Source organism: Flavobacterium sp. ASW18X (genome assembly GCF_005144745.1).
GTDB lineage: Bacteria > Bacteroidota > Bacteroidia > Flavobacteriales > Flavobacteriaceae > Croceivirga.
In genome coordinates this window covers 19,063-33,618 of record NZ_SWKK01000027.1, presented here as the reverse complement: position 1 = coordinate 33,618, position 14,556 = coordinate 19,063, and the positions used below count along the sequence as shown (strand labels likewise).

Below are 14,556 nucleotides of genomic sequence, written 5' to 3'. Positions count from 1 at the left end.
GATAGCGCCGATGGTACTGCCACACCAGGTGGGAGAGTAGGTCGCCGCCTCCTTCAAACCCCTTTACAATTCGTAAAGGGGTTTTTTTATTGCTTATTTTTACTATATGCAAACACCTAATACAATTTTAGAGGAGAAATGGAATGCTTATTCTCATGGTATTGGTATTTTATTGTCTTTATTTGGAGTTTTATATTTATTGTATAATAATGCTATAAGGAGCTTACTGTGGCCCTTAATGGTCTATGGTGTTTCTCTGGTTCTTATGTTTACGGCTTCTACCGTTTATCATTCTGTTTACAAGAGCTCTTTTAAATTTAAGCTACGAAAACTAGATCATATAAGTATCTATTATTTAATTGCGGGTACTTATACTCCCATTTGTTTAACCTTACTTAAAGATGCTAGAGGTTTATTGTTATTATATTTAGTTTGGGGGATAGCCATTTTTGGAACTATTTTAAAGTTATTTTTTACAGGGAGATTTGAAGTGTTTTCTCTTGTGCTTTATGGTATAATGGGTTGGTTAGTAGTCATAGATTTTCCATTTATCTTCAGCTTAAATGATGTTAGTTTTGTTTGGTTGGCTATAGGTGGGTTCTTCTACACTTTTGGGATTTTTTTTTATGCCAATAAGCGGATACCTTTTAATCATTTAGTTTGGCATGTTTTTGTATTATTAGGTGCAGCTTCGCATTGGTATTTTATCTATTCTGAAATAGTGATTTAATAAAGAATTAAATTAAGTATAGTTCCGCATAATTTTACATTATATTTTACTTTTTGATAAGGCTTATTTAAAGCATCTTACAATATAGGTTAGGTTTTACCATCTTATTTTTGGAGATAAACGTTAGTGCTATGCGTGTAGTAATAGAGCGATTGTTTCCTTTTTTAATTATGCTATTAGTTTTGACTCCTTTTTTGTTCTTGAATAAAATTGAGTTAATGCAAGAAATAAATCAATGGAGGACTATTTTTTTAGATGCTTTATTTCTTAAAGCAAGTTCCTTAGGTAATGCTATAACCGTATTATTAGTATTACCAATCTTATTACGTTTTAGGATGAAATGGTTGGCCATTTTTATAATTGGTTTTTTAATTCAAGCATTTATAGTAATACTTTGTAAAAAAGGCTTGTTTCATGGTGAGTTGCGACCCTTATTGTTTTTTAGACGTTCTGGTTTAATGCATACCGTTGAACTGATTCCTGGTTTAAAAGTTAGACATGTAAATACGTTTCCTTCTGGACACACAGCTACTATATTTTATTTGGTTTCCTTTTTTGCAATATTGGCTAGAAATAAAGTTGCCAGTTGGGTTTTGGTTGTTGTTGGTCTCTTCGTTGGATTTTCTAGAATTTATCTTTTTCAACATTGGTATGCTGACGTATATGTGGGTATGTTTTTCGGAATTTTATCTTCGGTTTTAGCTTACTTGTTCGTTAAGAATGTACCTAAGGATTGGCATTCTAAACAACTAGTGCTTCGTAATTTTAAAGTGTTTAAAAGTGCTCAACAGGTTTTAAAACAATTGTTTAATTGATAAGTTCTTTCATAAAAAGCAAGTCTTTGTTACTACAAATAAGTATAGTGTTTGTAGTCAGTTTTTTGTGCTGTATAGCTTTTTCTTGGGCGTATCCTATTTACATTTTAGATGAGGCTAGAAATGCTGAGGCAGCAAGGGAGATGTTTGTGAATCGTAATTTTGTTACTCCTTTTTTTAATAATACACTTAGAACAGATAAACCTGTAGTGCATTATTACTTTATGACTATAGCGTATCATTTATTTGGTGTAAATGCTTTTGCTGCACGCTTTTTTTCCGCTTTTTTTGGAGCTCTTACATTTGCTACTACTTTTTATTTTTCTCAAAAGTTTACTTCTATAAGGGTGGCGGTAATCAGTTGTACGGTACTACTATCTACCCTTTTTTTTATTCAAGAATTTCATCTTTCAGTACCTGATCCTTATTTAATTTTTTTTACGAGTTTTGGTTTGTTTAGTTTATATAGCTTATATATAACTAACAACCGAAAATGGTTTTTTCTAGCATATTTTAGTTTTGGTTTTGGTATTCTTAGTAAAGGACCTATAGCTATAATTTTACCTTTATTAAGTGTAGCTTGTTATTTGTTGTATAGTAAGCAATTATCTTTAAAATCTATATCTAAATTAAAACCTATAGCGGGTTTTTTATTGGTAGTTACAGTTGCTGTGCCATGGTTTTATTTAGTCCATGTAGCTACGGAAGGACAATTTACTAACCGTTTTTTTCTAGACCATAATTTAAATCGATTTAATACTGGAAAAGAAGGTCACGGTGGTTTGTTTTTACTAACGTGGGTATTTGTTTTAGTAGGATTACTGCCATTTTCATTTTTTTTGATTCCCGCTTATCACCATTTTTTTAAATCTAAGGATAGAACTTCAATCGTTGCGTTTAGTGCAATTATTGGTGTGGTAACTATTGTTTTTTTTAGTGTGGCTAGCACAAAACTGCCTAATTACACTATGCCTTGTTATCCTTTCTTGGTTTTAGTGATTGCTGTTTATTTTGATATGGTGTTTAGGAAGATTGAAACATATAAAAAGGCGATAGCTAGAGGATTATTGCTATTACTCATAATTTCTTGCTTACTACCCGTAGGGGGATATGTCGCTTTGTACTTAGAAGAAGGAATAACTCAATATAGGTGGTATTCGTTACTGTTGCTTGTTCTACCTATTGGTTGTATTCTTTGTCTTTATCAATTTAAAAATAAACGATTTAAAAATTCCTTTTTCTATTTGGCAATTAGTTGGGTGGTTATGGGTTTTTTTTTATTTGGTATTATTTATCCTAAACTAGCCAAAGAGACTCCTACAGAAAAAGTAAAAGCAGTATTAGGGAGTAGTCCTCAATTTGTAGCCTTTCAACGTTTTGATAGTGCTTTTCCTTTTAATTTTAAAGCTACATTTAAAGTGGTATCCACTATAGAAGAACTAGAATTGTTTTTAGATAATAATCCCAATTATTACATACTTACCAATACTGGAGACAGGTCATTATTATTTCAACTTAACCAAAAGTATCAATTGCAATTAAAGCAAAAGGCATTATTTGAAAATCACACCACTCGAGTTTACAAAAGGTAAGCTGTGGCAATTCCTAATATAATTACTAATAGTTTTTGAAGATTAAAGGAATGTCCTTTTGAGCTTTCGAATAATATAATTGTAGCAATGTGTAAAAACACCCCAACAGCTAAAGCTTGGAGGTATATTTTGTATTGTGTAAACCAAGTAGATTCCAGAGCTAAAAAGCTTCCTAACGGTGTCATAAAGGCAAATAATACAATAAATAAAACGCTTAAAGAGAATTTTAAACTTGAATTAATCAAGAATATAGATAAAATCAAGGCCACCGGGACTTTATGAATTAAGATGCCATAAAGTATATTAGAATCGCTAGCAACAGGCATGCCTTCTACTAGAGCATGTATGGCAAGGCTTAGGAATAGTATCGTAGGGAACTCATTTTTTTTGAGAACAAAATGCATGTGACCATGTTCTGCGCCTTTAGAGAAAAACTCTAAGAATACTTGCAACAACACTCCTGCTAAAATAAATAAGGCAACAACTTTAGAATTGGTTTCCTTATACACTTCTGGCAATAACTCAAAAAAGGTTATAGATAGTAGAAAAGCACCACTAAAAGCTAGCATTAAATTAATGTATAAGGTCTTTTTTGGCTTGGTTAGATAAACAAAAACAAAGCTTAAGAGTACCGCTATTATGGGTAAAACGTAAATCATTAGGCAATTAAAAGCGTAAGGTGCAAAATTACCCTATTTTTGGAGAATTGAATGTATTTCTATGAGTGGTAATTTTAAAATGTTAGCAAAAACATTGTACGGTTTTGAGCCTTTATTGGCTAAAGAGCTTCGCAATTTAGGTGCTATCAATGTAAAGGAGGGAGTGCGTAATGTAACTTTTGAGGGTGATACTGGTTTTATGTACAAAGCAAACCTTTGTTTACGTACAGCATTAAAGATTTATAAACCTATAAAGGAATTTAAAGTTTTTAATGAAAAACAGTTGTATCGTGAATTATTCTTGTTGGATTGGCCATCTTTTTTTGATGTAGATAAAACCTTTGCCTTTGATACTACCATGCATACAGAAGTTTTTAATAATTCCATGTTTGTTTCTCAGCGTGCAAAGGATGCTTTGGTAGATAAATTTAGAGAGGTGACACAGAAGAGACCTAGTGTAAATTCTCAAAATGCAGATGTTAGAATTAATATTCATATTTATGAAAATACCTGTACAGTTTCTTTAGATAGTTCTGGGGCTTCTTTACATCAACGAGGGTACAAAATTGCCACTAATATTGCTCCGATTAACGAAGTTCTAGCGGCGGGCCTTTTGTTGCAAAGTGGATGGGATGGATTAACAGATATGTTAGACCCCATGTGTGGTAGTGGAACCTTCTTGATTGAGGCGGCTATGATAGCTTGCAATATCCCGGCTAATATTAACAGAACATCTTACGCATTTGAAAACTGGATGGATTATGATGAGGAATTGCATCATATAATTATTGATTCTTGTTTAAATAAAGTAAGAGAGTTTAAACACAAAATCATTGGTTACGATAAGGCACCTTCTGCGGTGCGTAAAGCACAAGAAAATGTGGATAACGCAAATTTGAGTGAATATATTACCATAGAACGGAAAGACTTTTTTAGGACAGAAAAGCCAACGGAAAATAAACTTCATCTAGTTTGTAATCCGCCCTATGGAGAGCGTTTAAATGTGGATGTGCCTACATTTTATGCTAAAATAGGAGATACGTTAAAGCAGAGCTATCCAGGAACAGACGCATGGATAATTACTTCGAATTTAGAAGCACTTAAGTCTGTTGGATTAAGACCTTCAAAAAAGATAAAAGTCTTTAATGGTAAGTTAGAAGCACGTTGGTTAAAGTATGAAATGTATGAGGGAAGTAAAAAAGCTAAATATCAGAATTAATACTTAAAAAGTGCCTTTTAAGGCACTTTTTAAGTATTAAGATTATACATCGCAACGCAATAAAGCATCTTTAAGTGCTGCTATTTCATCATCCCAAGTAACCACAAATTCTTGTGCTACATAGCCAGTAAAACCAGTATCTTTTATTGCTTTGATAATTGCAGGGTAATAAAGTTCCTGAGTTTCGTCAATCTCATGCCTACCAGGAACCCCTGCCGTATGGTAGTGACCAAAGTATTCATGATATTGCTGTATGGTATTTATAATATCGCCCTCTTGTATTTGCATATGATAAATATCGTATAACAGTTTAAAGTTATCAGAACCTAAACGCCTACAGAGTTCTACACCCCATAAGCTGCTATCGCACATGTAGTCTGGATGATTAATTTGATTAAATAATTCCATCTGTATCACTACCCCATATTTTTCGGCTATCGGCATTAGCTTAGAAAGTCCTTCATAGCAATTGTGTAAGCCTACAATATCATTCATGCCACGGCGGTTGCCACTAAAACAAATTAAATTAGTGTAGCCAGCATCAGCAACTTTTGGTATTACCTCTGTATAATTTTTAATAAGTTGTGCATGATTTTTAGGGTCGTTAAAACCATCTGTAAGACCTAATTCGGCACCATTACACATGGCACAGTGGATATCGTATTTCTTTAGTAAATCAAAATTGTCAGGTCCAATAAGATCAATCCCTTTAACACCCAAATCTCTTAGTATGGCAAGAAACTCTTCTAAAGGATACATATTAAAACACCATTGCGCTACGCTATGATTAATGTTGTTTTTTAATTTAAAATCCTTTTCTTGTGTCATGGTTTGGGCAGCTAGATTAGTAGTTGCTACGCCTGCAGAGGCAGCCGCGGCAGTGGTAATAAAATTTCGTCGTTTCATTGTTTGCGGTTATTAACTCTGGAAAGATACCAATTTAGTTATAAATGTATAACCAACACCATAAAGGAAAACTATTAGAGTTAGCGCATTATAAAATGCCTTTTGGTAAATATAAGGGGCGCTACTTGGTAGATTTACCTATTGCCTATTTGGTATGGTTTAGGCAAAAAGGCTATCCTCCAGGTAAATTAGGAGAACATATGCAAACTATGTTAGACGTTAAGTCTGATGGACTTGAGCCATTAATCCGAAAATTACAAAAAGAATTTCCGTTATAAATTCCCAATTTTTTTACCGTTTGTTGTAATTTTACGCCCCGTAACGTTGAATTTTGAACATGTCAGAGACCAAGTACATTTTTGTTACGGGAGGAGTAACGTCATCTTTAGGTAAAGGAATTATAGCCGCTTCATTAGCTAAACTACTACAGGCCAGAGGTTATAGAACCACAATTCAGAAATTAGATCCTTATATTAACGTAGATCCAGGAACCTTGAATCCGTATGAGCATGGGGAATGTTATGTTACCGATGATGGTGCAGAAACAGATTTAGACCTTGGTCACTACGAGCGTTTTTTAAACGTGAGAACTTCCCAAGCTAATAATGTAACCACAGGTAGAATTTACCAAAGTGTAATAGAGAAAGAGCGTAGAGGAGAATTTTTAGGAAAAACGGTACAGGTAGTACCGCATATTACCAACGAAATTAAAGAACGCATCCAAATTTTGGGTAAAAGTGGCGATTATGATATTGTAATTACAGAAATTGGCGGTACTGTAGGTGATATTGAATCTTTACCATACATAGAAGCAGTTAGGCAATTGATATGGGAGTTAGGTGATAACAACGGTATTGTAATTCACTTAACCTTGGTACCGTATTTAGCCGCTGCTGGTGAATTGAAAACCAAGCCAACCCAGCACTCGGTTAAAACGTTGATGGAAAGTGGTATTAAAGCAGATATTTTGGTTTGCCGTACAGAGCATGATATTTCTGAAGAAAAGCGAGAAAAGCTAGCTCTGTTTTGTAATGTTAAAAAAGAAGCTGTTATACAATCTATAGATGCAAGTACTATTTATGATGTGCCTTTGTTAATGCAAGAACAGGGGTTAGATACAGTTGCGCTTAAAAAATTGGCATTAGCGGATAATACAGAACCAGATTTAGAAAACTGGAAAGGCTTTTTACAACGTCATAAAAATCCAAAAAACGAAGTTACCATTGGTCTTATTGGTAAATATGTAGAATTGCAAGATTCTTACAAATCTATTTTAGAGGCTTTTATCCATGCAGGTGCTGCAAACGAGGTTAAAGTAAATGTAAGATTTATTCATTCAGAATATTTAAAGCCCAATAACGTGGATAAAAAACTAATGGGCTTGGATGGTCTTTTAGTAGCTCCAGGATTTGGAGAGCGTGGTATTGAAGGTAAAATTAAAGCCGTGCAATTTGCACGAGAAAACAAGGTGCCATTTTTAGGTATTTGTTTGGGAATGCAAATGGCGGTTATAGAGTTTGCTAGAAATGTTTTAGGGCTAGAGAATGCTAATTCTATAGAGATGGATGCAGATACACCACATCCAGTAATTAATTTGATGGAAGAACAAAAATCGGTTGTAGATAAAGGCGGTACTATGCGTTTAGGGGCATGGGAATGTGTGTTGACTCCGGGCAGTTTAGCAAGTACCGTATACAATGGTGCAGAACGTATTATGGAGCGGCATCGTCATAGATTTGAGTTTAATAACGCATATAAAGAAGAACTAGAAAACGAAGGCATGTTAGCTACGGGCTTCAATACAAAAACTAATTTGGTAGAAATTGTAGAAATTCCAGATCATCCGTGGTTTGTTGGAGTGCAATATCACCCAGAATATAAAAGTACTGTAGCCAACCCTCACCCTTTATTTGTAGGGTTTGTAAAAGCAGTTTTAAACAAGAAAGTAGAACAAAGCAATGCCAGTTTGGCATAATGCCTAATTTTGGACATATATTTGCTAGCTAGTAGCGTATAAATTATTCTAAGTTATTTTCATGGAAGAAAAGAAATTGGACGTCAAGTCTATAATAGGTTTCGTATTAATTTTTGGAATCCTATTAGGCTGGATGTACCTAAGACAGCCTTCTAAAGAAGAGTTGGAAGCTGAAAAGGCCAAACAAGAACAACTCGCAGCTGCAGAAAAAAAGGCAGAAGAAGCAAAACAACAACCTAGCCAAAATCAATCTAAACCAAGTTTAAATCTTAATGATTCTACGGCAGTAGCAAATTACAAGAGTGCTATTGGTGCTTTCGGATTTACAGAAGTCACAAATGGAACAACAGTTTTAGAAAATGATGTGCTGTATTTGGTTATTGCTAATAAAGGAGGTCAAATAGTAGAGGCTAAAATGAAGGAATTCGTCACTTTTGATAGTATTCCGGTGTATTTAGTAAAAGATGGTAATGCGGATTTTGGGATTAGTTTTTCCACAACCGATAATAGAACGTTAGCAACGCAAGATTTATATTTTGAGCCAAATCTAACCAAAAGTGGCGATAATCAGGTGCTTTCTATGAAAGCTAGGGTTGCAACAAATCAGTTTTTAGAATTTAGGTATGAGATGAAGCCTAAAGACTACTTAGTAGATTTTACAGTTAGGTCTCAAGGCCTGGGTAGTGTCTTAAACTCATCTAAAGAAGTAGATTTAAAGTGGGATTTAAAAGGGATAAGACATAACAAAAGTGTGCGTTATGAAAACAGATACACCCGCTTAACATATAACCATGAAGATGGTAAAATTAGCAAGCTTTCTGAAAACAGTGATTTAGATGAAGAAACAGAAGAAGAAGTAAAGTGGTTGTCTTACAGGCAGCATTTCTTTAGTTCTATTCTTGCAACGGATAAGCCTTTTAGTACTGCTGCTATCACCTCTAAGAATTTAGTAGAAGAGGAAAGTAGAAGTATTAAATACACTAAAGATTATTCGGCTAAAATGCCATTGAGTTTGCAAGGAGGCGAATTTAATCAAAGCATGTATTGGTATTATGGACCAACCGATGTTGATGTACTTTCTTCTTATGAAAAGGAAGACAAATACAAAGATTTAGACTTGGTAGAATCTATACCTTTTGGATGGGGAATTTTTGGTTGGATAAATCGCTATGTATTTACGCCACTTTTTGGATTGTTAAGTTCTTTTTTGCCTTATGGTATCGCCATTATAGTAATGACGATAATGGTGCGTTTGGCCTTATCACCAGTAACGTATAAGTCTTATCTATCTCAAGCTAAAATGAAGGTGTTAAAACCAGAGATTACAGAGCTTAATGAGAAGTACAAAGACAATGCTATGAAAAAGCAGCAAGAAACGATGAAACTGTATAACAAAGCAGGAGTTAGCCCAATGAGTGGTTGTGTGCCTGCATTGTTGCAATTGCCAATATTCTACGCATTGTTTATGTTTTTTCCAACATCATTTATGTTGCGTCAAAAACCATTTTTATGGGCAGAAGATTTGAGTTCTTATGATACGATATTTGAACTTCCTTTTTCCATTCCATTTTATGGGGATCACGTAAGCTTATTTCCAATTTTAGCGTCTATTGCTATCTTTTTTTATATGACGCTTACCACTGGTCAAACTATGCAAATGCAGCAACAACCAGGTATGCCAAACATGAAATTTATCATGTATTTGTCTCCTATTATGATGTTATTTTTCTTTAACAACTATGCTAGTGGATTGAGTTTATATTACTTTATCTCTAACTTAATTACCATCTTTATTATGTTGGCTATTAAGAACTATATTATAAATGAGGATAAGATTCATGCTCAGATACAAGAAAACAAGAAAAAGCCTAAAAAGGAAAATCGTTTTCAACGTAAGATGAGAGAAATGATGGAAGAAGCAGAAGCGCAAAAAAATACTGGAAAAAGAAGGTAAATGTTTCTGTTATTTTAAAATTCCTGGGGGGAACTTTTTTAGAAAGTTTCCCCCTTTTTTTAGGGGGAAACATTTCAACATAATAGGTATAGTTTGGAAAGATTTAGGACTCCAAAGATGCGGGCTTTTGAGTGCTTAAAAAATTTTTAGTTGTCAATTACCCAATTTTGTATGGTAAAATATCCAAGGTTGATGTCTCTCCGATGAACGGTACTTTTGTCCATAAAAAAAGCCCTGAGACATAATTTTCTCAAGGCTTTCTATTATTTTTTCGTATCTGATTGACTATCCGTGCAATGCGTCTATTACCTCTTGTGGCAACAATACTTTGTCAATTATATGTACAACGCCGTTACTAGCTTCGTTATCCGCACCTGTAACATTTGCATTAGTATCTGTCTTATCGTCTAATTGGACTCCAGCACTTAAATCTATGGTAATAGTTTCAGTCTGTAGGGTTGTCACCATTTGTCCATTTGTTAATTGTCCAGATGTTACCGCAGCGCCAGAAACCACATGGTAAGTTAAGATTTTAGCTAATAAAGCTTTTTCTTCTGCAGTGTCAAAGTCTGCAAGACTATTATATTCACTTCCTAAGCTATCTAATAGCGCAGCAAAAGCTGCATTTGTAGGAGCAAAAACTGTAAAGGGTCCTTCGCCGCTTAAAGCCTCTACTAGGCCTGCATCTGCCTGTACTAAAGCATCTACAAGTAAACTTAAATCGTCTACAGACATTGCCAATTCTGGAATGTTAGGCGTGTGTAAACTAGCAACAAAATCTACAGCAGCTTGTGGTAGTAATACTTTATCTATAATGTGTACCACTCCGTTAGAAGCATCTACATCTGGCGTTACAACACTTGCAGGCATATCTGTAGCATCCGCTATAAAGACACCGCCAGTAAGGTTTACAGTTAACATATCTTCACTTACTGTAGTTAACATTTGACCATCTGTCAAATCTGTAGAAAAAGCTTCTGCACTGGCAATTACATGGTAAGTTAAGATATCTACCAATAAAGCTACTTCTTCTTCGGTATCAAAATCGTCTAAAGAATTGTAGTCATCACCTAATGCTTCTAATAAAGCGACAAAAGCAGCGTTTGTTGGAGCAAAAACTGTAAATGGACCTTCACCACTTAAAGTGTCTACAAGACCAGCATTGGCTTTTACCAACGCATCTACCAATACGCTTAAATCATCAGTCTCCTGGGCAAGTTCTACAATATTTTTCATATTTAAACTAGCTACAAAATCAATAGCAGCTTGTGGCAATAAAACTTTGTCAATGGTATGTGCAACACCATTTGTTGCCATAATATCTGTACCCGTAATATTTGCATTTGTATCAGAAGCATCTCCAATTACAAATGTTTCTCCGCTTGCAATAACTTCAATAGAGTTATCTGTTAAAGCTGTGCCAACAGTGCCTGCTGCTAAATCAGCAGCTAAAACCTGAGCAGGAATTACGTGGTACAATAAAATGTCTTTAAGTAGTGCAATTTCTTCTTCGGTATCAAAATCATCTAAAGAATTGTAATCATCTCCTAAGGCTTCTAACAAAGCAATAAAAGCATCATCAGTAGGCGCAAATACAGTGAAAGGGCCGTCAGATTGTAATGTAGCAACCAAATCTGCTTTTATTACAGCAGCTTCTAAAACAGTTAATGTTTCTGCTTCAACTACAATTTCCACTAAATCTTGCCCTTCTTCTTCTGGCATAAGCGCATCTAAAACTTCTTGAGGTAATAACACTTTATCAATAACATGCACTATTCCGTTGCTAGCCATAACATCTGCAATTACAACTTCCGCATCTGTTTCGGTGGCATCGCCAATAAACACACCACCAGTTAAAGAAACACTTACACTTTCTCCTTGCACAGTAGTTATGGTTTGTCCATCAGAAAAATCTGTTGAGGCCGCAGCAGTTCCTGCCACAACATGATACTGTAATATTTTACCTAATAAGGCTTTTTCCTCTTCAGTATCAAAATCTTCCAAAGAATCGTAACCATCTAAGCCAGCTAATAAAGCTGTAAACGCCTCGTTGGTAGGGGCAAATACTGTAAAATTACCCTCTGAACTAAGCGTACCTACTAAATCGGAATTTGCATTTTCATCTGCCTTTACCAATGCGGCAACTAATGAACTTAGCGCTTCCGTGTTTTGGGCAGTAGCAACAATATTTGCTTCCATTTTTGGTTCCATTTCTTGCCCGTCATCGTCATCACTGTCACAAGACAGGATAAATAGTGAAAAAAAAGCCAGTACTAGATAATTACTGATGCTTAAAAAATTTTTCATAGTTAAATAGTTTAAAAATTGTTTAATTGAATATTTAATTAAGTCAACATTGTATTCATATACGCTAGTAATTAGTTACTTGTTTGTGTAAGCATTTATGATGTTTGTTGAATTAAACACTATAAAGATTAAACAATATTCTTAAGGTTGCGTCTGTTTAATGTAATTTTGCAAAAGTTTAACAAAATGAGATTAAACAAAAAAAAGACCGCAACAATTAGCGGTCTCTTTTTAATTAGGGTGGGTGTTTATTATAAATGCTTTAAAACAGCTTGTGGAATTAGTACTTTATCTATAAAATGTAAGGTGCCATTACCAAATGCGATATCGGTTTTAGTCACTTTAGCAGCTTTATTAGTTTTGTCAATTAAATTGATTTCACCATTTAAGTGTACCCTTATCGCTTCACCTTGAAAACTCACAAGATCTTCACCATCTATAAAATCATTTGCATTTTTGTTTTGATAAAGAACCAAATGGTAGGCCAAAATTTTACTCAGGATTACTAATTCCGCTTCTGTATCAAAATCAGCTAAACTTTCTATTCCATCTAAACTTTTAAACAGGTTAAGGAATGCGGCATTGGTAGGCAAGAATAAAGTAAATTTACTCTGGGCAGTCAATCCGTTTTTTATTTCATCACCAGCCATTAATAAAGCGGTCATTACAATTCTATTCTCTTTTAATTCTGCTGATAAAGCATTAAAAGTTGATGTAGTTTGTTCCGCTAAGTGGTCAACTACTGTTGCCGGTAGTAAAAGGTTGTTTACTATATGTATGGTTCCGTTGCTTGCTGGTATATTTCCATATCTTAACGTAGATGTCAGCCCAACTCCGTCAGTAAAATTTATTGTACCATTAGTGTTTTTTATAGTGATAGGTTCTCCTAATAAGGTGGTAATGTTACCGCTTTTGAGCATGTCTTCAGTAATATTTTCTGGTATTATGTGGTACTGAAGTACTTGTCTTAAGATATCAATTTCAAAAGATGAAGTATAATCATCTAAGGTAGCATTGCCTAAAAGAGCAGACAAAAACATGATAGTCTCATTAGCGGGTGCTAATACCGTATATGGGCCATCTTCTCCTAAGGTATCCAATAAACCGGTAAGTTCTAACGCCTGCTGCAGAAAGCTAAGTTCTGTAGTTTGTTCTACCAACGCTTTAATACTAGTAGCATTTGGGTCAGGAATATCATTCACATCAATACCTATACTGGCCAATAACTCTGCTGTTTCTGGTGAGATTAGAATTTTATTAATTACATGCACTACACCATTGGTTGCAAGTTTATCAATTTCTGTTAGAGCGGCATTGGTGTTAGAGGCATCATTAATTTCCCATCCATTACCAGTGGCTACTAACTCAAAGTTTTGGTTGGCTTGTAAAGTAGCATATGTAGTGGCTTCCAAATCTGCGGCTAATAGATTCTGATTTACAACATGGTATTTTAAAATATCTTGTAACAACAAGATTTCTATACTATTATCAAAATCACTAAAAGACGCATATCCTTCTCCCAATAAATCAAAAAGTACTTGTACAGCGTCATCCGAAGGGGCGAAGACCGTAAATGGACCTTCTTCATTAAGAGTGCTTTCTAAACCAGCTACTTGTAAGGCATCTTTGAGTAAGCTCAAATTTTCTTTGGTGGCAATTAGTTCAGCTACTGTTTTATCGGAATTATGTTGAGGATTTAGAGCATCTAATACAGCTTGTGGTAAAAGTACTTTATCTACAAGGTGAGCAATACCATTGCTTGCTTGGTTATCTGCTACTATTACATTAGATCGTGTATTGGTTTTATCTTGTAATTGTACACCATCTGTGGTATAGGTTGTTACGGTTTCGGATTGTAGGGTTGTGTAGGATTTATCATTCGTTACTTGGGCAGCAAGTAATGCTTCATTAGCGATAACATGGTATTTTACAATTTCTTCTAAAAGCAGCAAATCCTCCTCAGAAGAAAAATCATTTAAACTATTATAATCCTCTAGTTCTGCTAACAAGTTCTCAAAAGCGGTGTTTGTAGGAGCAAAAACAGTAATATCTCCTTCCTTGCTTAGTTGCTCTTTATTAGCAGGATCAATTTTATCTAAGGCTAGCGCCAAAATACTTAAATCATCAATGCTAGTAGCAAGGTCTAATAAATGTACTGCTGTACTGCTATTATCTTCTTCTGCGCCATCAGAGGCATCGGAATCGGTATTTTCCTGTTCGTTTTCTACTTTACTTGGTCCATCATCTCCTTTGCTACAGGCCACGATTAAACAGGTTAAGGTGAAGATAATTAGGGAATTAAATTGTTTTGGGAAGGCTTTCATTTCCAATTTTAGTTTGATTGTGTTCTCAGCCGATGAAATTACTTCCTGTACCTATAATTAACTTAAATGCAAGCT

At 34.6% G+C, this 14,556-nt stretch carries 11 protein-coding genes; 7 read left to right on the top strand and 4 right to left on the bottom strand.

The features are described 5' to 3' along the window. The first annotated feature begins 106 nt into the window (after window positions 1-106). The 3 genes from FBT53_RS15325 to FBT53_RS15315 all read left to right on the top strand — a co-directional run bounded on the left by FBT53_RS15325 (window position 107) and on the right by FBT53_RS15315 (window position 3,137). Window positions 107-730 (top strand): hemolysin III family protein, encoded by a 624-nt coding sequence (locus tag FBT53_RS15325; protein WP_136952070.1) that lies wholly within the window; start codon window positions 107-109, stop codon window positions 728-730. A gap of 131 nt (window positions 731-861) precedes the next feature. Further along, window positions 862-1,545 (top strand): phosphatase PAP2 family protein, encoded by a 684-nt coding sequence (locus FBT53_RS15320; RefSeq protein ID WP_136952069.1) that lies wholly within the window; start codon window positions 862-864, stop codon window positions 1,543-1,545. 26 nt (window positions 1,546-1,571) lie between these two features. Then, window positions 1,572-3,137: a glycosyltransferase family 39 protein gene (locus FBT53_RS15315; RefSeq protein ID WP_136952068.1), complete on the top strand. Its 1,566-nt coding sequence runs from the start codon at window positions 1,572-1,574 to the stop codon at window positions 3,135-3,137. On the opposite strand, the gene FBT53_RS15310 is transcribed toward FBT53_RS15315, so the two are convergent. Next, complete coding sequence (locus tag FBT53_RS15310; RefSeq protein WP_136952067.1) at window positions 3,125-3,796, bottom strand: ZIP family metal transporter; 672 nt, start codon at window positions 3,794-3,796, stop codon at window positions 3,125-3,127. The two genes, FBT53_RS15315 and FBT53_RS15310, sit on opposite strands and share 13 nt — an antisense overlap. Before the next feature lie 61 nt (window positions 3,797-3,857). On the opposite strand from FBT53_RS15310, the gene FBT53_RS15305 reads away from it, so the two are divergent. After that, a complete protein-coding gene (locus FBT53_RS15305; protein ID WP_136952066.1) occupies window positions 3,858-5,015 on the top strand; it encodes a class I SAM-dependent RNA methyltransferase in 1,158 nt (385 codons plus the stop codon). A 42-nt stretch (window positions 5,016-5,057) separates the two neighbouring features. Here the strand turns inward: FBT53_RS15305 and FBT53_RS15300 are convergent, their stop codons facing one another. Further along, window positions 5,058-5,921, bottom strand: coding sequence for a hydroxypyruvate isomerase family protein (locus FBT53_RS15300; protein WP_136952065.1), 864 nt, complete (start codon window positions 5,919-5,921; stop codon window positions 5,058-5,060). A gap of 44 nt (window positions 5,922-5,965) precedes the next feature. Here FBT53_RS15300 and FBT53_RS15295 point away from each other — a divergent pair, with 44 nt between their 5' ends. From FBT53_RS15295 to yidC, 3 genes are all read left to right on the top strand, one after another. Then, window positions 5,966-6,199: a DUF3820 family protein gene (locus FBT53_RS15295; RefSeq protein ID WP_136952064.1), complete on the top strand. Its 234-nt coding sequence runs from the start codon at window positions 5,966-5,968 to the stop codon at window positions 6,197-6,199. Between the two features lie 59 nt (window positions 6,200-6,258). Beyond that, window positions 6,259-7,896: a CTP synthase gene (locus FBT53_RS15290; RefSeq protein ID WP_136952063.1), complete on the top strand. Its 1,638-nt coding sequence runs from the start codon at window positions 6,259-6,261 to the stop codon at window positions 7,894-7,896. 61 nt (window positions 7,897-7,957) lie between these two features. Beyond that, window positions 7,958-9,850: a membrane protein insertase YidC gene (gene yidC / locus FBT53_RS15285; protein WP_136952062.1), complete on the top strand. Its 1,893-nt coding sequence runs from the start codon at window positions 7,958-7,960 to the stop codon at window positions 9,848-9,850. 285 nt (window positions 9,851-10,135) lie between these two features. On the opposite strand, the gene FBT53_RS15280 is transcribed toward yidC, so the two are convergent. Together FBT53_RS15280 and FBT53_RS15275 are read right to left on the bottom strand one after the other, a co-directional pair. Further along, the gene (locus FBT53_RS15280; protein ID WP_136952061.1) at window positions 10,136-12,157 is read right to left on the bottom strand and encodes a fasciclin domain-containing protein; all 2,022 of its coding nucleotides are present in this window, start codon (window positions 12,155-12,157) and stop codon (window positions 10,136-10,138) included. Between the two features lie 251 nt (window positions 12,158-12,408). Then, a complete protein-coding gene (locus FBT53_RS15275) occupies window positions 12,409-14,481 on the bottom strand; it encodes a fasciclin domain-containing protein (RefSeq protein ID WP_136952060.1) in 2,073 nt (690 codons plus the stop codon). Window positions 14,482-14,556: the final 75 nt, after the last annotated feature.